Origin of the sequence: Rhizobium sp. BK377 (genome assembly GCF_014193935.1) — a bacterium.
In the GTDB taxonomy this organism is placed as follows: domain Bacteria; phylum Pseudomonadota; class Alphaproteobacteria; order Rhizobiales; family Rhizobiaceae; genus Rhizobium.
In genome coordinates this window covers 44,992-64,247 of record NZ_JACIAC010000002.1, presented here as the reverse complement: position 1 = coordinate 64,247, position 19,256 = coordinate 44,992, and the positions used below count along the sequence as shown (strand labels likewise).

General features: G+C 61.7%; 21 protein-coding genes and 1 pseudogene. 13 read left to right on the top strand and 9 right to left on the bottom strand.

Annotated elements, in window-relative coordinates; all coding sequences use genetic code 11:
• Positions 1-173: 173 nt before the first annotated feature.
• Positions 174-1,178 carry a hypothetical protein gene (locus FHT92_RS08875; protein ID WP_183823986.1) on the top strand — a complete coding sequence of 335 codons (1,005 nt, stop codon included), beginning with the start codon at positions 174-176 and terminating at the stop codon, positions 1,176-1,178.
• A gap of 155 nt (positions 1,179-1,333) precedes the next feature.
• On the opposite strand, the gene FHT92_RS08870 is transcribed toward FHT92_RS08875, so the two are convergent.
• A complete protein-coding gene (locus tag FHT92_RS08870; protein ID WP_183823984.1) occupies positions 1,334-1,729 on the bottom strand; it encodes a hypothetical protein in 396 nt (131 codons plus the stop codon).
• A gap of 29 nt (positions 1,730-1,758) precedes the next feature.
• Complete coding sequence (locus FHT92_RS08865; RefSeq protein ID WP_183823982.1) at positions 1,759-2,043, bottom strand: hypothetical protein; 285 nt, start codon at positions 2,041-2,043, stop codon at positions 1,759-1,761.
• Between the two features lie 208 nt (positions 2,044-2,251).
• Here FHT92_RS08865 and FHT92_RS08860 point away from each other — a divergent pair, with 208 nt between their 5' ends.
• From FHT92_RS08860 to FHT92_RS08850, 3 genes are all read left to right on the top strand, one after another.
• Complete coding sequence (locus FHT92_RS08860; protein ID WP_183823980.1) at positions 2,252-3,151, top strand: helix-turn-helix domain-containing protein; 900 nt, start codon at positions 2,252-2,254, stop codon at positions 3,149-3,151.
• 180 nt (positions 3,152-3,331) lie between these two features.
• Positions 3,332-4,078, top strand: coding sequence for an SDR family oxidoreductase (locus FHT92_RS08855; RefSeq protein ID WP_409527152.1), 747 nt, complete (start codon positions 3,332-3,334; stop codon positions 4,076-4,078).
• Between the two features lie 183 nt (positions 4,079-4,261).
• Positions 4,262-4,606, top strand: a complete 345-nt coding sequence (locus tag FHT92_RS08850; protein WP_183741766.1) for a hypothetical protein — start codon at positions 4,262-4,264, stop codon at positions 4,604-4,606.
• 47 nt (positions 4,607-4,653) lie between these two features.
• Here FHT92_RS08850 and FHT92_RS08845 read toward each other — a convergent pair whose 3' ends face one another.
• The 3 genes from FHT92_RS08845 to FHT92_RS08835 all read right to left on the bottom strand — a co-directional run bounded on the left by FHT92_RS08845 (position 4,654) and on the right by FHT92_RS08835 (position 7,314).
• Entirely contained in the window at positions 4,654-5,451 is a 798-nt protein-coding gene (locus FHT92_RS08845) for a class I SAM-dependent methyltransferase (protein ID WP_183823976.1), read from the bottom strand.
• 106 nt (positions 5,452-5,557) lie between these two features.
• Positions 5,558-6,316 (bottom strand): adenylate/guanylate cyclase domain-containing protein, encoded by a 759-nt coding sequence (locus tag FHT92_RS08840; protein WP_183823974.1) that lies wholly within the window; start codon positions 6,314-6,316, stop codon positions 5,558-5,560.
• Positions 6,317-6,396: 80 nt separating this feature from the next.
• The gene (locus FHT92_RS08835) at positions 6,397-7,314 is read right to left on the bottom strand and encodes a LysR family transcriptional regulator (protein WP_183823972.1); all 918 of its coding nucleotides are present in this window, start codon (positions 7,312-7,314) and stop codon (positions 6,397-6,399) included.
• Positions 7,315-7,425: 111 nt separating this feature from the next.
• Here FHT92_RS08835 and FHT92_RS08830 point away from each other — a divergent pair, with 111 nt between their 5' ends.
• The 3 genes from FHT92_RS08830 to FHT92_RS08820 all read left to right on the top strand — a co-directional run bounded on the left by FHT92_RS08830 (position 7,426) and on the right by FHT92_RS08820 (position 9,922).
• The gene (locus tag FHT92_RS08830; protein WP_183823970.1) at positions 7,426-8,301 is read left to right on the top strand and encodes an NmrA/HSCARG family protein; all 876 of its coding nucleotides are present in this window, start codon (positions 7,426-7,428) and stop codon (positions 8,299-8,301) included.
• Positions 8,302-8,397: 96 nt separating this feature from the next.
• The gene (locus FHT92_RS29720) at positions 8,398-9,036 is read left to right on the top strand and encodes a TspO/MBR family protein (RefSeq protein WP_312858755.1); all 639 of its coding nucleotides are present in this window, start codon (positions 8,398-8,400) and stop codon (positions 9,034-9,036) included.
• Positions 9,037-9,118: 82 nt separating this feature from the next.
• Entirely contained in the window at positions 9,119-9,922 is an 804-nt protein-coding gene (locus FHT92_RS08820) for a class I SAM-dependent methyltransferase (protein WP_183823968.1), read from the top strand.
• 21 nt (positions 9,923-9,943) lie between these two features.
• Here FHT92_RS08820 and FHT92_RS08815 read toward each other — a convergent pair whose 3' ends face one another.
• The 4 genes from FHT92_RS08815 to FHT92_RS08800 all read right to left on the bottom strand — a co-directional run bounded on the left by FHT92_RS08815 (position 9,944) and on the right by FHT92_RS08800 (position 13,088).
• A complete protein-coding gene (locus FHT92_RS08815; protein WP_183823966.1) occupies positions 9,944-10,708 on the bottom strand; it encodes a hypothetical protein in 765 nt (254 codons plus the stop codon).
• 156 nt (positions 10,709-10,864) lie between these two features.
• Positions 10,865-11,104, bottom strand: a complete 240-nt coding sequence (locus FHT92_RS08810) for a hypothetical protein (protein ID WP_183823964.1) — start codon at positions 11,102-11,104, stop codon at positions 10,865-10,867.
• 99 nt (positions 11,105-11,203) lie between these two features.
• A complete protein-coding gene (locus FHT92_RS08805) occupies positions 11,204-11,836 on the bottom strand; it encodes a DUF5074 domain-containing protein (RefSeq protein WP_183823962.1) in 633 nt (210 codons plus the stop codon).
• Positions 11,837-11,867: 31 nt separating this feature from the next.
• Positions 11,868-13,088 carry an HTH domain-containing protein gene (locus tag FHT92_RS08800; RefSeq protein ID WP_183823960.1) on the bottom strand — a complete coding sequence of 407 codons (1,221 nt, stop codon included), beginning with the start codon at positions 13,086-13,088 and terminating at the stop codon, positions 11,868-11,870.
• A gap of 117 nt (positions 13,089-13,205) precedes the next feature.
• Here FHT92_RS08800 and FHT92_RS08795 point away from each other — a divergent pair, with 117 nt between their 5' ends.
• The 6 genes and pseudogenes from FHT92_RS08795 to FHT92_RS08770 all read left to right on the top strand — a co-directional run bounded on the left by FHT92_RS08795 (position 13,206) and on the right by FHT92_RS08770 (position 19,250).
• Positions 13,206-14,006: a DUF899 domain-containing protein gene (locus FHT92_RS08795; RefSeq protein ID WP_183823958.1), complete on the top strand. Its 801-nt coding sequence runs from the start codon at positions 13,206-13,208 to the stop codon at positions 14,004-14,006.
• Entirely contained in the window at positions 14,003-14,296 is a 294-nt protein-coding gene (locus FHT92_RS08790; RefSeq protein ID WP_246735178.1) for a hypothetical protein, read from the top strand. The genes FHT92_RS08795 and FHT92_RS08790 overlap by 4 nt, the downstream gene beginning before the upstream one ends.
• A gap of 246 nt (positions 14,297-14,542) precedes the next feature.
• A complete protein-coding gene (locus tag FHT92_RS08785; protein ID WP_183823956.1) occupies positions 14,543-15,766 on the top strand; it encodes a GGDEF domain-containing protein in 1,224 nt (407 codons plus the stop codon).
• A gap of 87 nt (positions 15,767-15,853) precedes the next feature.
• Positions 15,854-16,207, top strand: coding sequence for a DMT family protein (locus FHT92_RS08780; RefSeq protein ID WP_183738925.1), 354 nt, complete (start codon positions 15,854-15,856; stop codon positions 16,205-16,207).
• Positions 16,208-16,485: 278 nt separating this feature from the next.
• Positions 16,486-18,068 (top strand): annotated as a pseudogene (locus tag FHT92_RS08775) (DUF1800 family protein).
• 9 nt (positions 18,069-18,077) lie between these two features.
• On the top strand, positions 18,078-19,250 hold the full coding sequence (locus FHT92_RS08770) for a DUF1501 domain-containing protein (protein WP_183823955.1): 1,173 nt from the start codon (positions 18,078-18,080) through the stop codon (positions 19,248-19,250).
• Positions 19,251-19,256 lie beyond the last annotated feature (6 nt).

Here is a 19,256-nt window from a genome sequence, read left to right as displayed (position 1 = left end):
AATTATCCCATCTTTAACCTGATCACGGCAGCGGCTATCAATCTGTCAATGCATCTTCTGTTCCAGAAAGGCAGGGAAAAGATGTTTCTACAATTGTAGAAACGTAAGGTTTGCGCAACAAAAGCGTGTAGACATGCCCTGTCTGCTGTTGGTGAGGGGACGAAGGAGACTAAATGGTAGCGGGGGATCGTTTCAATCTTAGGCAACGTATGGAGCGCATCGAGGCTTTGATCGCTGTTCTTGTTGCCGGGCCGCATTTGCGGGGTCCAGGCAGTCGGCTCAAATATTGGTTACTGGATGATTACCCGGATCGAGAATTCGATGACATAATTGATCATATAAATCGACTGGTATCCGGTGCTGATAGAGCGGAGAAAGCAGCAGAACACATTGCCCGTGACGGTGAGCAGTTGAGAGGAATGCTCAGTCATTTTGAAGAGCAGATTAAAGTATTTAACGAACATAAGGGCGAAACCGCGCTTCTCCAACAAGAGACACATGCTTGGCTATCGTTAATGTCGTTTGGAATAAATGTAGAGAATGTCCCCGTTAACCGCTTCCTTCCTGTCCGTGCATACCTGTCGGAAGGCGGCGAGGGCGCGATAGAGAAGTTCACCACGGCTGTAACCGGTTTGCTTCATTCTCTCGGCCTTTATCAATCTGATGAGTTTCCCGAGGAAAAAGGATCTTGGTACAAAAAGTGGTTTGCAAAGACGGCAGACGCCCTCACTCAGCCCGAAATACAAAACCGACTCGAGCGTATGGAGCGAGCTCTTGAGTTGCAGGGTCTCGGAAAGCCGCAGGCTGAGATAGACGAGAAACTTGGCGCGGCGCTGGAAAAGATAGCGAATGCAACGGCCTCGGAAAAGCAGGTCGCCGTTCAAATTGGATCGATACTATATGTAAAGCTGACCGGCCCCGACGGCACCGCGAGTGTTGCGGCTCGATCTTTGTCCCAAGCAGAGATGATCGCACTTGAGAAAAACCAGCATCTGCTGATGTCTCCGAAGGACGTCTTTTATAATTTGTATAAGCTTTGTCATGAGCCGATTTATGGTGGGCAAACGTCTCACTATGTCCAAATCGATACGGAGTTCGAGGACGCGAGTGCGACATCTTCAGCCAAGATACGTCGGAAGAAGGCAAGTAAGGGAGAAGCGCTGCCAAAAACGAAGTGATAGTTTTGACGGTGAAATTTACGGAATTGTTCGCGCTTCTGCGCCTCGCCCGGCCTTTACGCTTGGCAATCGCTTCTTCCGCAAAGAGATGATGTTTCTCCATTGGCAATTCTTCTGCCGAACAGGACTTTCGATCAAAAGATTATTTTCTATTTTCAGCGGCGCTTGGTTACGCCATTTGGATCATGGAGGTGGTTCTCGGAATGCCCGCAGCTATCGCATTTCAGAGTGCGTTCCAACACCCCTGCAAATTCGAAAACTGGATGCGGTTTTGAGGCGGTAACCTTTAATCGGCCGGTAGTGCAGATGGGACACGCTTCACCGGAAGTGAGTGCAGCGATCCTATCTTCCAATGCTTTGATCTTTTGATCCCGATCGTGGACCGTTTCGCGGGCGTCAGACAACGCAATTTTTACATCAGCGAGCGTGGAGTAGAGATCGGCCATCTGCGCCTTAATTGCGGCGGCGTCGAAGCTCTTGTCGATCTCGCGGAGGTCCTTGACGATACCAGTTGCTTGGGCCAGCAATGACAACCCGGTTGCTATATCCATTACTCTTCACCTTTCTAAGATCGCAATATTCAAAGTCGGGCGTTGATCCACGTCCATGTATCTTTGTTGAGCCAACCTTGATGCTGCCCGTTGGCGAGCTTGGTCACCATGAGCGTGTCGTCAGCATCTATACGGTCTTGGATATCGGTATGGAGTTCATCGGCTGTTGCCGAAGAGCTGATGAACCAAACGGAATCTAAACCCGGGTCCTTGATGTGGTCATACTGCGACAAATGATCGATTAGGTTTTGTCGAGCCTGATTATAGTTTGCTTTCTGATAATTGAGATCCCAAGTCACAAGGTAAACGGACATTGGTTCCCCCTCTCTCTCGTGTTTTGGGAAATTATTCGGTTGTTTTGCAATTAGATTCAATCGTTAGTTGTTGGCGGCTGGGCGATTATTTTAGTTGTCTGTGGATTGGCGGCTGTAATGCTGACCGTTACCTGCGATGGTGCTAGTGTGATGCTACTGAAGTTGGTTTGCTTCGTCCTTCTTAGGACGTGGCCGAAGCCATAACCCCATGCCGGTAAAAACCACCCCCGAAGCCCTCAGCCAGCGCATCCACGCCCGCCTTCTCGCGCGCAGTCAAGGCCCGGCATGGAGCACCATTTCCGTCCACCTTCTCTCCCACCAGCCACTCGAAACCAATCTCCTCGTCCCCGCCGTCGCCGAGCCGCTTCTCGTCTGGATCGTCTCCGGCTCGGCCCGCATCGATGAGCGCGACATCGGCGGCGAATGGATGTCGGTCGAGGTCTCCGCCGGTGATTTCTATCTGACGCAGAGTGAGACGCCCTATGAGATGCGGTGGGAGACGTGCAGCGGGGAGGCGCTTTGTGTCATGCATCTCTATCTCGGGCTGCCGATCTACCAGCGGGCGGTTGCGGAAGTCTTCGGGGCCGGGGGCGGCGAGGGGTTTCGGCTGGCGGATATTTCCGGGGAGCGGGACGAGAGGATTTCGGGGCTGATGGGGATGATCCTTGGGGAATTGAAGGGATCGGCAGGGCCGAGCGAAATGGTTGTGCAGGGCATTGCGCAGGCGCTCGCCGTTCATCTCGTGCGGCATTATGGCAAGCGGGATCTCTCGGCGCCCGCCCGGCGCGGGGCGTTGCCAGCGTTCAAGCTACAGCGGGTGGTTCGCTTGATGGAGGCGGGGCTCGATCAGGCGTTCAATCTCGAAAGCCTGGCTACAGAGGCAGAGCTTAGCCCCTTTCATTTCTCCCGCGTCTTCAAGCAGTCGACCGGCTGGTCGCCGTCAGACTATTTCATCCAGCTCAAGATGGCCGAGGCCCGCCGGCTGCTGCGGGAGACGGATCAGAGCATCGTCTCTATTGCGCTCGATCTCGGCTATTCCAGCCCCAGCCATTTTGCGCAGGTGTTCCGCCGGCAGGTGGGCGTCAGCCCGCGTGAGTATCGCGGCTAGCGCCTTTTGTCCTGCGCATTCCGGGCGTAAAGCCGTTGCGCAGTTTTGCTGGCATTGCTCCTGTTTGCAGCAAATCCGCGACAGTCTCAGCAAGCGGCCGAGCGAAGGACCGGTCTGGTTCTTCTAGTTTGTTCCCGTCGAAACCAACCGTCTCAGGGACGGCAATGAAAGGGAATGACCATGTCAATCCAAGGAAAAATCGCTCTCATCACTGGCGCGTCGAGCGGGATCGGCGCTGCCACGGCACTCAAGCTTGCAGCCAATGGCGCCAAGGTCGGGCTTGCCGCGCGTCGCACTGAGCGGCTGGAAGAACTTGTTTCGCAGATCGGCCGGGCCGGCGGGCAGGCGATCGCGCTGGAAATGGATGTCGTCGATGTCGCCTCCGTAGAGGCTGGCGTTTCCAGGCTCGCCGAGGCCTTCGGAAGTATCGATATTCTCTTCAACAATGCCGGCCTGATGCCGCTTTCGGATATCGAAGAGCTGAAGGTGGATGAATGGCAGCGGATGGTGGACGTCAATATCAAGGGCGTGCTGAACACCACGGCCGCTGTCCTGCCGCACATGATCCGGCAGAAATCCGGCCATATCGTCAACACCTCCTCGATTGCCGGCCGCAAGGTCTTTGTGGGGCTGACGGTTTATTGCGCGACGAAACATGCCATCACGGCGCTGTCGGACGGCATGCGCATGGAGCTTGGCAAGAAGCACAATATCCGCGTGACCTGCGTGCAGCCGGGCGCTGTCGAGACCGAACTCTACGACCAGATCTCAGATCCGGCCGTGCGCCAGCAGATGGAAGACCTGAAGACGCAGATGGAGTTTCTGAAGGCCGAGGATATTGCCGAGACGGTTCTGTTTGCGCTGCAGTCGCCCAGGCATATGGATATTGCCGAGGTGTTTGTGATGCCGACGCAGCAGGCTTGGTGATTGGTCGGGCGCATTCTTGACCTTTGCATAAAGCCGGTGTCGCTTCGCGGCATCGGCTGTGGATGACCGTGTATTGCGGATATTATTCTCGTAATATTTGTAGGAAATATTGTGTGCCTTGTACTTTGCTTTTTTTGGAGATTGAACTTGATAAGGACGCCTTTACTTCTCTGTGCCGCCGCGATGACACTGGCTGGCTGCCAGACGCCAGCACCACAATCTGTCTTGGATTCGCAGCGTCCTCCGTCCAGCTCGGTTAAACGCGAGAATGTGGATGCCCTGCGCGGGACCATCAAACCGGGATATTTCGTGAAGGCTGAGATTTCGAGCGTTGTGCTGCTCGATCCTGAAAAGCAGGTCTACGCTTATTGCACGCGGACGACGGAGCGTGCCAACCCGAACTGGTCCTATATCGACCTTACCTTAAAGCAGAACATGATCATGGGCGTCTCAAAGAATGACTACCGCTGCCGCGATGAGCGGCTGCGTTACTACGATTTTCCTGAGCTGCGGAACATGAAGTACTGACAGAGCCGGGTTCGGCCACCAATACGGGCAGGCGGCGCTAAACCGTCTTACGCGCTGCCTCGCACCGCCCAGGCCACACTCTCAAACCCGCGCGGTCCATCCTCCGGCCTGCCATCGAGATAAGCTACCTTCAGCGCCTCCCGCAGCCGCTCCCGTCTCGCCTCCGGCAACGCCTCGAAAAACGCCGAAAACCGTCCTTGGCCATAAACCTTCGGCAGGTAGAAATCGTCGAAATTGGCGTAGTCCATCATGATCGTCAGCCTTGCCTCGGTGACATCGGCAAAGCCGGCGCTCTCAAACAGCGCCCGCAGCTCACCCTCCGCCGTCATCGGCCTTGGGCCGGAGGGTATGCCGTTGCCTTCGGCTTCGGGTTCGACGGCGCGGATCGTGTTCCAGAAGAGGCGCCAGCTCGGCATGCCGTCATGGGACCAGACGGCGGCGGCTGCGGTGGCGCCGGGTTTGAGGACGCGGCGCATTTCGGTGATGGCCTTGTCGGCGTCGGAGACGAAGTGGAGGACGAGCAGGGAATAGGCGGCGTCGAAGCTCTTGTCTTCGTAGGGCAGGGCGCAGACGTCACCCTGGCGGGCCGATATCCTCGGGTCATCTGTGCGGGTGCGGAGTGCTGCGACGAAGTTTTCCTCGAAATCCAGGGCTTCGATGGCGGTGAGTTCGGGGTGGGCTGATAGCGCCAGTGTCAGGCTGCCGGTGCCGCAGCCGGCGTCCAGCACGCGGCCCGTCTTGGGCACGCCGGCGAAGGCGAGGAAAGGGTCTGCAAGGCGGCGGCTCCAGCGGCCCATGCTGGCTTCATAGGCGTCGGCGCCCTTGGCGATGAAGGTGGATGGCATGGGGCTTCCCCGGTTGCTGTGGTTTTCGGCGGCGAGAGGTTGACGGCAGATATAGCACGGATGGTCGAGGCGTCGATCGGTGGGTGCCACGTGGCACGCCCTCGCTTCAGACGACCCGCAGAACCCGCGCCTCTACCGGCTGCTCGATCCCCTTCAGCGACAGCGATCGTGCTTCGGTGCCGCCCATCAGTTCGGGGGCCTGGAGGGTGGTTTCCAGCGAGACGAGGATTTCGCCGGGGGCGGCCTGCGATTCAAGTCTGGCCGCCTGGTTCACCACACCGCCGATCGCGGTGAAATCGCTGTGGAAGCTGGAGAATTCGCCGATCTGCACATCACCGGTGTGGATGCCGACGCCGATGCCGAGCGGCTGGCCGATATCGAGGGCGGCCAGCGCCTCTCCGCAGTAGCGCTGGATGTCCTTGCCCGCCATGATCGCGGCCGCGGCATGGTCGGCGCGCTTGATCGGGAAATTGAAGATCGCCATCAATCCGTCGCCCATCTGCTTGTTGACGATGCCGTCATTGGCCCAGATCGCCTGTGCCGCGCGATCCTGAAACAGGCTGACGATCTGGCTGAGCTCGATTGCGCCGATCCGTTCCGACAGGCCGGTATAGCCGCGGATATCGGCAAAGAGGATGGTGGCGCCTGCGGTGATGTGGCGCTGCTTCTTCACATATTGGAAGGAGCGCTCGCAGATCGTGCAGATGTCGGGGTTCATCTTGCTGCGCGTAATGCCGAAGGCGCGCAACGGCAGCGAGAGCGGGCCGCGTAAGGGGATCGGCATAAGCATCTGGTCCCAGCAGCCGCGGCAGATGCCTGCGCTGCCGGATCGTGCCGGCTGTCCTGATATCACTGATATCGCCATTGCCGCATTCTCCCGATGACAGAAAAGGAGCTTCTGCCTATCGGGCGGTTTTGGCAACTGTTCAGGCTGAGGCAGGGTGCCTATGCGCTGTCCGGCAGGACATTTCGCGCGTCTGCCGCACGCAGCCGCTTTTCGGTGAGCGCGATGAAGGCGCGCACCAGCGGCGAGAGGTGCTTGCTGCTGGGATAGACCACATGCAGGCCGCCCGAGGCCGTCGTATAATCATCGAGCACGCGCAGCAGCCTTCCATCTGCGATGCAGGCGAAGGCGACCCCGTAAGGCAGCTGTGCGATGCCGTAGCCGGCGATCGCCGCCTCCATGACCGCCTGCATCTCGTTGGCGGCGAAGCGTCCTGATACGGACACCGTTTCCGGCCCCTGTGGGCCGTCCAGCACCCATTGCGCATGGGCGGCAGATGGCCCGGCGATGACGCAGTCATGGCCTGCGAGATCATCAGGTGCGGAAGGCCGGCCGGCGCGGGCGAGATAGGCGGGGCTGGCGCAGAGCAGGCGATAGGTGGGGCCGAGGCGGCGGGCAATCAGGGTGGAATCCTCCAGCAGTCCTGTGCGGAAGGCGAGGTCTATGCCATTGTCGACGAGGTTCAGCCGCTCGTCGGTCAGCCGCAGCTCGACCTTGGCTTTCGGATAGGTCGCCATGAATTCGAAAATCGCCTCCTGCAGGAAATGGCTGCTGAAGCCGACGGGAGCCGATATGCGGATCGTGCCGGAGGGCTCGGCCTGCGCTTCGGCGAGCCTGACGTTGGCGGCCTCGATCTTCCTGAGCGCCGCGCTCGCCTCCGCATAGTAGAGCCTCCCGGCCTCCGTCATGCCGAGGCTGCGGGTCGTGCGCTGCAGGAGGCGCACGCCGAGGTCGCGTTCAAGGGCCGCAACCCGGCGGCTGACCGTCGTCTTGGGCATGGAAAGCAGCCGGGCAGCCGCGGTGAAGCTGCCGGTTTCGACGACGCGGGAGAAGATCACGATATCGTTGAGATCGATCATTGTTGCTCTGAATGGGACGATGTTTGGCATTTTTAGGCCATTATGACCCAATGCAACAATCCTAAATCTGCATCATCAGCAACTGTCATCGGCAATAGAAGGAGCAGAGACATGAGCGACAGCAGAACCATTCTTGTATCGGGCGCGACCGGCCAGCAGGGCGGCGCCGTCGCCCGTGCGCTCGCCGCACGCGGCCACCGCGTCAAGGGGCTGACGCGCCGGCCGGACAGCGGCAGTGCCAAACGGCTTGCCGCTGACGGTGTCGAGGTCGTCGTCGGCGATCTCGACGACAAGTCGTCGGTCGTCAGGGCCGCCAGGGGCGTCGACACGATGTACCTGATGGGCAACAGCTACGAGGCCGGCGTCGAGGCGGAGACACGTCAGGGGATCGCCGCTGCCGATGCGGCCAGGGAGGCCGGGATCGGCCATCTCATCTATGGCTCGGTCGCCGATGCCGACAGGAAGACCGGCATTCCGCATTTCGACAGCAAATATCTGGTCGAACAGCATGTCGCCGGGCTCGGCATTCCCTATACGATCAGCGCCCCGGTCGCCTTCATGGAAAATACCGTGGCTCCCTGGGCGATCGGCGGCCTGAAGCAGGGCGTCTATGCCGCAGCCCTGCCGCCGGCCCGCAAGCTGCAGCAGATCGCCATCGACGATATCGGCCATTTCGTTGCCGCGCTTGCCGAGCGCCGCGAACAGGTCTTCGGCAAGCGTTTCGATATTGCCGGCGACGAACTCTCCGGCGAGGAGCAGGCGAGGATTCTCACCGAGGCAATCGGCCGGCCGATCCGTTTCCAGGAGCTGCCGATTGCGGCCATGCGCCAGCAAAGCGAGGATGCGGCGCTGATGTATGAATGGTTCGACCGCACGGGCTACTCCGCCGATATCGCAGCGCTGCGCCGGGAGTTCCCCGAGGTCGGCTGGCACAGCTATGCCGACTGGGCGAAGGGGTACGACTGGAGCGTGCTCGACAAGGCGTGAGGGGCGTAGGTTTATAGGTGTGACAACCGCAGCTTCCGTCATCCTCGGGCTTGTCCCGAGGATCTAATCCTGGTCCTATTCGCAAAGGCGTTGCAGATGCTCGGGACAAGCTCGAGCATGACGGAGGTGGGGCCGGGCCTCTGCTCACGTGGCAACGTTCTTCTCACCCCTGCGCTGTCGGGAGGCAGCTGGGTGATTGCGAAACGGAGGGCGAAGAAGAGACCGCTCTTGACGACCGGCGGCCGGACGCCACTTCAACCGTCACTTAAAGCGGGGGTTCCGGTGCATCGCTTCGATCATTATCTGGTTTTCATTTTGCTGAGCCTCGGCGGCGGGCTTCTGATCGGCCTCATCAATATGCCGGGCGAATGGTATGACTCGCTTGCCAAGCCCTGGTTCACGCCGCCGAACTGGCTGTTCGGTCCCGCCTGGACGATCCTCTATGTCCTGATCGGCACAGCAGGCGCGCGGACCTTCGAGCAGAGCAGGACTTCGCCTGCGATGATCGCCTGGATCGCGCAGCTTGTCCTGAACTTTGCCTGGTCGCCGGCCTTCTTCGGCCTGCAGCTTCCCGCACTCGGCCTGGCGATCATCATCGTCCTGCTGCTCTCGATCCTCGCCTTCATCGGCCTTTCATGGCGGCGGGACCTGATATCATCGGCGCTTTTCATTCCCTACGGCCTGTGGGTCGGGTATGCGACTGCGCTCAATGCGGCGATCGTCTCGATGAATTAGGGGTTTGGTTCTGCTTGCGGTGATTGGCACGCAGTCGTAAAAATGGGGCGGACATTGTGCCGTTTTCGAGGGGGAGACTGCGATGGCGTCGAGTTTCAATGTCGAAAGTGCCGATGGTTACGAGCAGCTGATGGGACGCTGGAGCAGAAAGCTCGCGCCCCAGCTCATCGATTTCGCCGGGCTTACGGATGGGGAAAGCGTTCTCGATGTCGGCTGCGGCACGGGAAGCCTTACCTTCACGCTGGCGCAGAGTCCCGGTCTCAAGGCGGTCTCGGCCATCGATTTTTCGCCTGTCTTCGTCGAGGCCGCAAACCGGCGCAACACGGATCTGCGCGTCACGATCCGGCAGGCGGATGCCTGCGCGCTGCCCTTCGAGGATAACAGCTTCGACCGGGCGCTCTCGCTGCTCGTGCTGCATTTCGTACCCGAGGCCGGCAAGGCGGTGGCCGAGATGCGGCGGGTCGTGCGTCCCGATGGTGTCGTTGCCGCGGCCGTCTGGGATCATTATGGCGGCATGTCCGGCATGCGCATGATGTGGGATACGGTGGTGATGATCGACGCCAATGCGCGGGCCATGCGCCACCGCTATTCTTTCCAGCCGATGACGCAGCCGGGAGAGATGAAGGCGAGCTTTGTCGGCAACGGCCTTGTCGATGTCGAGGAGACCTCGCTGACCATCCGCATGGATTACGGCTCGTTTGCCGACTACTGGGCGCCGATCGCTGCCGGCGAAGGCCCGCTCGGCAAATATGTGGCAGGGCTGGATGCGGAAATGCGCAGGAGGGTCGATGCTGCGGTCAGGGATGCTTATGAGGCCGGAGAGCCTGATGGGCCGCGGTCGTTTGCGTCGGTGGCCTGGGCCTGCCGGGGCAGGGTGCCGGGGTGAGCCGGCGCTAGCTGCCGTGGTCTATTCCCGCCGAAAACCCTGCGACTGGCTCTGTCCACTGCTGCTCTGCGATTGCGATTGGCCTGCCTGATCGTTACGAGGTTTCGCTTCCATCTTCTTCGCGCTTTCCTCGAGCGTCTCGCTGCGGCCGGATGCCATCTTCGGCACGCCGGTTTCCTCGCCAACCTGAGCGTCATTGGAGACGGCGGGTTCGTCGGCGGCCGGCGCGGCGTCATCCGATACGGTCGACGATGCCATCGCGCGTTCCGTTGCAGACCGATCCGGCGCGAACGCGTCTTCCGATACGGTGATGTCGCCTTCCGCCGCACCGTTGCGTTCGTCGCTCGAGACGTCATGGGCTTCGGTGGAGCGCTGGGCTTCCCAGCCTTCGCGCCGCCAGTGGGCGGCGCGTTCGTCCATGTCGATCGAGCCTTCGTCGTCAAGGATATCATGCGCGGTCTCATAGTTTGCATCGTCGACCTGCAGGGAAACGAGGAAGCCGCCGCGGCGCAGGCCCTCGGCATAGACGGCGCGATCCTCGTCGGGAAAGAGCCAGCCCGCCAGCATCGCCCAGAAGCCGGAGCGGTCGTCGCTTGCGACATTGGCGCGGTCGCCGTCGGCCTCGTAGCCGGGCAACAGGCGGATCGAGTCCGCCGGGATGCCCGCATCCTTGAGGCGCTCGACGCTGCGTTCGGCGTCGTCGCGGCTGTCGAAGAAGGCGGTCAGGCTGCTCGTGGCCGTGCCCGTCGCAAAGGTCGGGGTGTTTTCGGTGTGAAGATTTGCCATGTGATCACTCCCTGGCATTCGATCATCATCGATGCGCGTGATGCCGCCTCTGCTCTCGCAGCCGGTTTCGGCGCCTTATGATGACAACGGGTGCGATTCCGGAAGGTTCCACTCCGGCGGGCAGCAGAGCGTGTCAGCCCTGAAGCATATCGGTTGTCAGATACGGGATTTCCGGCGGTCGCGGTAAGAACCGAGGCTGACGACATTCGGCCCAAGGTCATGCGGCGCTTTGCCCGCGCGTTCGGCAGCCGGTTGAGCCTGCTTCACCGGCACCTCAGCCTGCGCTCGCAGGTCCCGGACATCGCCATAGAGCCGCGCCACCAGCTTCCGGTAATAATCGACGATCCGCTGATGCTCTTCGCGCGTGATATACCGCTCCCGAAACGACTGAACCATGGCACTTCACCTGCTCGATTGCAGAAGGAAAACTTCCGGCAGGAGAGACGGTTCCGAAGCGGTTCTCCTATGGTTAAGGTTTCGTTGCCCCGCCGTTCCTCACCGCGGTCGGCGGATCGCCCGCACCTTGCCGCTGCTTCCGCCGCCGGCATAGAATACGTCGCCGCCATCCGATTCCAGCCCGGAAATGCCCGTGCCATCAGGCATGTCCAGCCGTTCCAGAACGTCGCCGGTCTTGGGATCGATGCGGCGCAGGTCGCTTTTGTCATCCTGCCAGGTCGCGTGCCAAAGCTCGCCATCCACCCAGGTCACACCGGTGACATGGCGCTTGGATTCGATGGTGCGCAGGATCTTGCCGGTCTCCGGATCAATCTGGTGGATGCAGTTTTCGCGATATTGGCCGACCCAGAGGCTGCCTTCGCACCAGGCCATGCCGGAATCGGCGCCTTTGCCGGGGGCGGGGATGGTGGCGACGACGGTGCCGGTTTCAGGGTCGATCTTGCGGATCTTGTCTTCGGCGATCTGGAAGAGATAGCGCCCGTCAAAGGCGGTGCCGGCATGGGCGGCGACGTCGATGGCGGTGATTTCCGTGCCGCTTTCGGGATCGAGCGCCCGCAGGTTTTCACCGGCGGCAAACCAGACCTTGCTGCCGTCATAGGTGACGCCGCCGATGTTGCGCGCGCCTTCGAAGGGGCCATATTCGCGGATGATCTCTGCCTGCGATGTTTTCATGGTGTTTCCGTCCTCTGTTACAGGCGAGATGTTAGTCGCTCGGCAGCGGGCCGGGGAGTAACAATGTCGTCGGGAAGCCGACGACAGGCGGCATCATCCAGCGGCGTGCTCTCCCGTTGCCGAAAAACTGCACCTTGCCGGCCGCTTCAAGCGCGTCGAGCGCCCGCTGCACCGTACGCGGGCTCAAGTTCAGCGCAATCGCCAGCGCCGTGCTGGACCAGGATTCGCCATCGGCGAGAAGTGCCAGCAGGAAGGCATGCTCCTCCTCGATTGGTGGCGCGAGCACCGTAACGGGGCGTCCATCATGCGGGATCAGAGCAAAGCCGTGGCTCGTCGCCTTTACGTCAGCAAGATCGGCAAGGGCCGCACGCAGCCGGCCGATCTCGACGCGCAGCCGCGCCCGGTGGGATTCATCGGCATGGCGGGCGCGGAAGGCGCGGGCAAGCAGGGTTGAGCGGGAGACATCGGATGGCGCGGCCTCGGCGAGCGCGCGGGCGAGCGCAAACAGTACCGGCCGGCTTGCGAGCGGCACGATCTCGCCGCCCGCGCGCACGACGTTGCGGCAGGCATCGATGACGAGCGTATCGGAGGCAAGCAGCGCCTCGACCTCCTGAAGCTGCAGCAGCCGTTCCGTGCCGCCATCGATCAGCCGGGCGGCGGGTGCTTCCAGAACCTTTGCCGCATCGCGTACCTCTATGGCGAGGGATGGTATATCGGCCTTCAATGCTGCCTCTGCCGCCCTCGCCAGGGCCTGGCGCGCCGGCTCCGTGCGCAGCCTGCGGATCGCGACGCCGGCAAGGGCGAGCTCATGGCCGGCGCGGGCGGCCGGCGGCAGCGGCGAGGGGTCGAGACCGGCGAGGAGCTTTTCGGCGGCATCGAGGTGGCCGATCAGGAGCAGGCGGCGGATCTGCAGGTGGCGGGCATGGGCGGCGTTGACGCGGTCGCCGCGCCTTTCGAGCGTCACGCGCGCGCCTTCCAGCGCCTTTTCCGGCCAGGTGAGATCGCGCGAGACGAGGGCGATTTCGGCTTCCGCGACGATGCAGCGGGCGCGGGCCACTGCCTCGCGCGGACCGAATGCCTGGGCAGCGCTCTTCAAAAGTGCCTTGGCGCGGGGGAGGTCGCCGAGCTGGGCCATGGCAATGCCGCGAAGCGCCAGGGCCGGTGGGTCGTCGCGCAGCGCCACGCGCTTCATTGCGCCCAGCGCATCGCCCACGGCCAACGCCTGTGCGGCAGCCACGATCAGCGAGTCCATCGGAATCCCGTCACACTTGTAACTCCCACCCTTGCGATATCAGACCTAGTTTATTCCCCATCGGCAGGCAACGGCCCGTCGGCTTTGACCTTTCAACGTAAAGTGAGGAGAAGATCCATGATGATGCACAAGACCGGAACACGGGCGGAATGGCTGCAGGCGCGGCTGGCGCTGCTCGACGAGGAGAAGGATCTGACGCGCCGCAGCGATGCACTGGCCGAGCGCCGCCAGGAGCTGCCCTGGGTGAAGATCGACAAGGATTATCGGTTCGAGACAGAAGCCGGCATCGTGCCGTTTTCGGCACTCTTCAAGGGCCGCTCGCAGCTGCTCGTCTATCACTTCATGTTCGGGCCGGACTATACGGCCGGCTGCCCATCCTGCTCGGCGATCGCCGATGGCTTCAACGGCGTCATCGTGCATCTGGAAAATCACGATGTCGCCTTTACCGCCATCTCCCGCGCGCCGCTGGCCAAACTCCTGGAATTCAAGCGCCGCATGGGCTGGACCTTCGACTGGGCCTCGTCGGCCGGCAGCGATTTCAACCGTGATTTCAATGTGGTGTTCACGCTGCAGGAACAGCGCGACGGCAGCATCGAATATAACTATCGCCGCGAACCGCCGAACCCGGATGCGCAGGCCGGCAAGAGGGTACAGGAATGGGAGCTGCGCGGCGGCGAAGGCCCGGTGGCACAGATGGCCGCAACGACGGGCACCGATATCTCCACCTACACCCGCGACCGCCCCGGCCTCAGCGCCTTCGTCCTGCAGGACGGCGAGATCTACCACAGCTACTCCTCCTATGCCCGCGGGCTGGACGGGATCTGGGGCATGTACCAGCTGCTCGACCGCGCACCGCTGGGGCGCAACGAAACGGGTGTGTGGTGGCGTCACCACGACCGTTACGAGGCAGGGGTATGAGCACGCCTTCGAAGATGGGGGCCGGCCTCAGCGCCGGCCCGCTTCTGCCCGGTATCGCGCGCGGGTTATCGCTTGCGGCAGCGCCCACCTTTGCCGTGATGGCTGCGCTCTCGGCAAGCGATCCGGCGGTAGACATGATCTGCTCGATGGGCGGAATGCCGATGCATGGCGCATCGGCCCTCAGCGGCATGGCGGCCATGTATGGGCTGATGAGCCTGTTCCATGTCGGGCCGTGGTTACGGTGGATGGGCGGCGAGAGACACGAAGCCCCCTGCGCTCCCAAGACCTGAAAGGCGGGGCTGTGCTGGGCGCGCGCGCCTCTGTCTTGCTGGGCCGCCTCCGAGGAGGGGCGCCGATGCAATCGCTCCCGGACAGCGATGGTCATCGTGTCCGTCTTCGCCTTGCGGGCATCCGACCGCTGCGTAATGCCTAGTTCTGGTCCGAATTTCTGATCCCGGCCGGTTTCTCCTTTTTTAAGATCATTGTCCTAGCGTCTCTGAAGCGCCGGTTCTGTATTGCGTCCGCCGCGAGGGGTCATGGATAGTAATTTCGCCTTCCTGCTGCCGGTCATGATGCTGATTTTCGGCTGCACCTTCCTGCTCGTCGGCCGGTTCGGGTCGCGGGAAGCGAAGTTGTGGGGGCCGGGCTATCTTTTCTCTGCGGCCGCGTTTTCCGTTCCGCTTTTCGATAGCCTGCTTGAAGAGCGCACCGCCTCTGCCATTGCCGATGCGTTGTTCCTTCTCGCGTTCATTTTCTATTCCGGCGCAGTGCTCGCCCGTTTCAAACGGCCTTCCTATTTCCGGCTGCGTCTTGCCTTTGCCGGGGTGATGTATGCGGGCATGCTCTATGCGGCGCTGGTGGCCGTCAGCATTCCGGCAGAGTTCCTGCTGAATGATCTTGCCTGCGTGGTGCTGCTCGGCTTTGCCGTCGCTGTCAGTCTGCGGCACATGCGCCATGCGGCTGACAAGCTGCTGCTTGCCGTCTCCGGCCTCGTCATTGCCGATATCATCATCCGCAATGTGGTCTTCGTCTTCATCGTGCCATCCTATGGCGGCCATGAGGATTTCATCTCGTCGCAATATGCCTTCACGATGCAGGCGACGGCTTCCATCCTGGCGCTGATGTTTGCGCTTTCGGCGCTTTCGGCAACGACGCTCGATACGATCGCCGCGCATCGCGACGCCGCAGAGCGCGATCCGATGACCGGCATGCTGAACCGGCGCGGCTTCGATCGCATGGTCGAGGAGAGGAAAGGGGCGCAAGGCGCCGTCATCATCTGCGACATCGACAATTTCAAATGGGTGAATGACACGTTTGGCCACGGACCCGGCGATGAGGTAATCCGCGCCTTTGCCGAGATGCTGCAGGCGCGGCTGCCGGAGGGCTGCTTTGCGGCGCGGTTCGGTGGCGAGGAATTCGTGATCTTCCTGCCCGCAACGCCGCTGGCTTCGGCTGCCGATTTCGCCAACCGGCTGCGGCTTGCCTTTGCCAGCGCTAACCGCAAGCCGAACGGCTTCGACGGCGGGCCGATCGGTTTCGACGGCGGGCCGATCGGTTTCGACGGCGGGATCACCGCAAGCTTCGGTGTCGCCGCCGCCAATTCTGCCGATCATTCTCTCTATGAGCAGATCGCGCGGGCCGACAAGGCGCTGTACGCCGCAAAGGACGCAGGGCGCAACAAGGTGATGGTCGAGGGCGAGCCGCCCAGCGACATGTCGAGCCCGCGTCTTTATCGCGCATCGGAAAAGCACGGCGGCTGAGGCAATATTGGTCGATCAAGACTTGATTGCCTGAAAACCGCTGCTAAACGTGCGGTCCACTTTCGGCTTCACCTACAGGATCAGCCCATGCCGTTTTCGCTCAACCCGGCCGCCTTCTGGCCGGTGATCATGCTCTTTGCCTCCAACATCTTCATGACCTTTGCCTGGTATGGGCATCTGAAGCACAAGGGCAGCGCGATCTTCCTCGCCATTCTCGCCAGCTGGGGCATCGCCTTCTTCGAATATTGCCTGGCGGTTCCCGCCAACCGCATCGGCTCGGCCGTCTATTCGACGGCGCAGCTGAAGACGATGCAGGAAGTCATTACGCTGATCGTCTTTGCCGGCTTCTCGATTTTCTGGCTTGGCGAGGACCTGACCTGGAACCATGCCATCGGCTTTGCGCTGATTGCAATCGGCGCGTCTTTCATCTTCCGGGGTTGACGGGATATCTGCCCGGGAGGCTGGAGGCTCTGTCGCCGGCCGCCACCACCAGACGATAACGACAGGTTCGGCCGGTGTGTCCGCCGCTTCGCAGGCTTTGACAAAGTCGACGACGCAAGGGCAGGCAGCGTGGCAAATGCGGCGATGCAGCAGGTCTATCCTAACGATTTCAATAGATTACAAATCGTCCATGTCGGAAAATCGCCGCATTTCCTACAGACTGCCGTCGCAATTGGCTGAGACCCTGTCACCGTCTGGTGATGAGGAGGTGAGTGGTCATGAGCCTGTCTTTTCCGACGATGGCGGCGATCCGTTTCGGCTATGGGTTGCGGCCGGGCGAGGCCTTGCCGCAAACCAAGGATGATCTGATCGCGCAGGTAACGCGCGGTGCCGGCAGCGTGCCGCGCTTTCCGGTCGGCGGCATCGAGGCGCGGCGTGCTGCGCTGCTCGACCTGCAGGACCGGCTGAAACAGATCCGGCAGACCGATCGCGACGATCTCGATCGCCGGCAGCAGCGGCGGCTTCTGCAGCGCCGCGCACAGATGCTCTTCCAGATGGATGCGAATGCGCGGCTGATGCAGGCGGTGCTTTCGCCCGATGGTTTCAACCAGCGGCTCGCGACCTTCTGGACCAACCATTTTTCTACGAGTGCCGCCAAGAGCCTGCCAATGCGGCTGATCGTGCCGCTTTACGAGGCAGAGGCAATCCGGCCTTACATGGGCGGGAAATTCGCAACGCTGCTGCGCCGCGCCACGGAGCATCCCTCCATGCTGATCTATCTCGATCAGGCCCAGTCGCTCGGGCCGGATCCCAAGGCGGCATGCGGCGCAATAAGGGACTGAACGAAAATCTCGGCCGCGAGCTTCTGGAATTGCACACACTCGGCGCCGGCAGCGGCTATACGCAGGCCGACGTGCGCTCGGCGGCCATGGTGCTGACCGGGCTCACCGTCGACCAGAAGGAGATGGAGACGGACTTCCGCCCGCAGATATCCGAGCCCGGCAGACATGAAGTGCTCGGTGTGAGCTATGGCGGGGCGAAGCGCAGGCGCGAGGATTATCTCGCGATGCTTGACGATCTCGCGGCCAATCCGAAGACGGCCGAGCATATCAGCCGCAAGCTTGCGGTGCATTTCATCTCGGACCAGCCGCCGCAGGATATGATCGCTGCCATGAGTGAAGCATGGAAGAAGACGGATGGCGAGCTATCGGCCGTCTACCGTGCCATGCTCGACCATCCGGCCGCTTGGCGGGATGAGGGCGCCAAGGCGCGCCAGCCTTTCGATTTTATCGTCACCGGGCTTCGGGCGCTGAACAGCGGCGCGGGCGCGGGCGATGTCGCTGCCTTCATGCAGGCCTATCAGCAGGAAGATGGCGATGGCGACGACATGATGGCAATGACGCGGACGGAGGATGCCGGATCGGATAGGCGATCGCCGGATGCGCAAGCTCCTGATACTGAAGCACCCGATGCTCAGGCCCCCGACGCTCAAGCAACGAACGCGCCGCCGAGCGTCGATGACGAGGCCAGGATCAAGCGGCGCAAGGCTTTCCAGACGGCGCGTGCGCTCGGGCAGGGTGCTCTTCGCCGCATGGGCCAGCCGACATGGCTGCCGCCAAGCCCGGCCGGCTTCGAGGAAGGTTTTTCCGCCTGGATCACCGCAAGCCAGCTTTCGGAGCGCCTGTCATGGGCACGCCGCGCCAGCGCCCAGTTCGGCAAGGATGCCGATCCGCGCGAATTCCTGAAAGCGACGCTCGCCGATGCCGCCCGTGACGAGACGATCCGTGTCGTCTCGCAGGCACCGAACAAGATCAGCGGCTTGACGCTGGTGCTCGCTTCTCCCGAATTCAATCGCCGATAGGAGCCTGTCATGACAGAGTTTACGCTTTCCCGGCGCGGTTTCCTTGCCTCCGCCTGCTGTCTTGCCGCAGCACCCATCGTCACGCCCGTCACTTTCGCGGCGATGCCAGGCGAAAACAGGTTCGTGACGATCGTGCTGCGTGGCGCGATGGACGGGCTCGATCTCGTACAGCCTTACGGCGATGCCGGTTTTGCGGCTTTTCGGCCGACCTTGGCGCTGACGCCGGACAAGGGGCTCATCGATCTCGACGGGCATTTCGGCCTGAACCCGGCCGCCGCCGATCTGATGCCGCTCTGGAAGGCGAAGGAGCTTTCTTTCGTCCATGCCGTTTCGACGCCCTATCGCGACCAGCGCAGCCACTTCGACGGGCAGGACATGCTGGAATCCGGCGGCGAACATGTGGCCGAGGAGAGGACCGGCTGGCTCAATCGGGCGCTTGCCGTCATCCCGCGATCGGATGCGCGAAAGGCGATCGACGTCAACACCTCCACGGAGCTGATCCTGACAGGCCCGAACAATGTCGATGTCTGGGCTTCCGATTCCAATCTCGGACCTGCCAAGGACGAGATGCAGTTCCTGATGCGCCTCTATGACGGCGATCCGGCCTTTGCGAAGGCGATGGACGAGGCGATGCGGGCCAACAGCGCTTCCATGATGGCTGAACCTTCCAGCCAGCGCGGCGAGAAGATCACCGATGTGGCGGCTCTTGCCGGCAACATGCTGAAGGGCGATTACCGCATTGCCAGCTTCTCGATCACCGGCTGGGATACGCATGTCGGCCAGCTTAACCAGTTCAAGCGGCCGGTGCAGGATCTGGCACAGGCGATCACGACATTGAAGGCGACGATGGGTGCGGGTCTCTGGTCGAAGACGGTGGTGCTCGCCATGACCGAATTCGGCCGGACGGTGCGCGAGAACGGTTCCGGCGGCACGGACCATGGCACGGGCGGCTGCGCGGTGCTGGCGGGCGGAGCAATCGATGGCGGGCGCATTCTCGGTAAATGGCCGGGGATTGCAGATGGCAGCCTGCTCGACGATCGCGACCTGATGCCGACCGCCGATGTGCGGGAACTGGCGGCGGCGATGCTTTATCGTCAGTTCGATGTCTCGGCCGGGGACCTGACGGGGAAGATTTTCCCGGGGCTGAGTTTCGACAAGGGGTCTCAGTTTTTGCGGGGTTAAGGCATT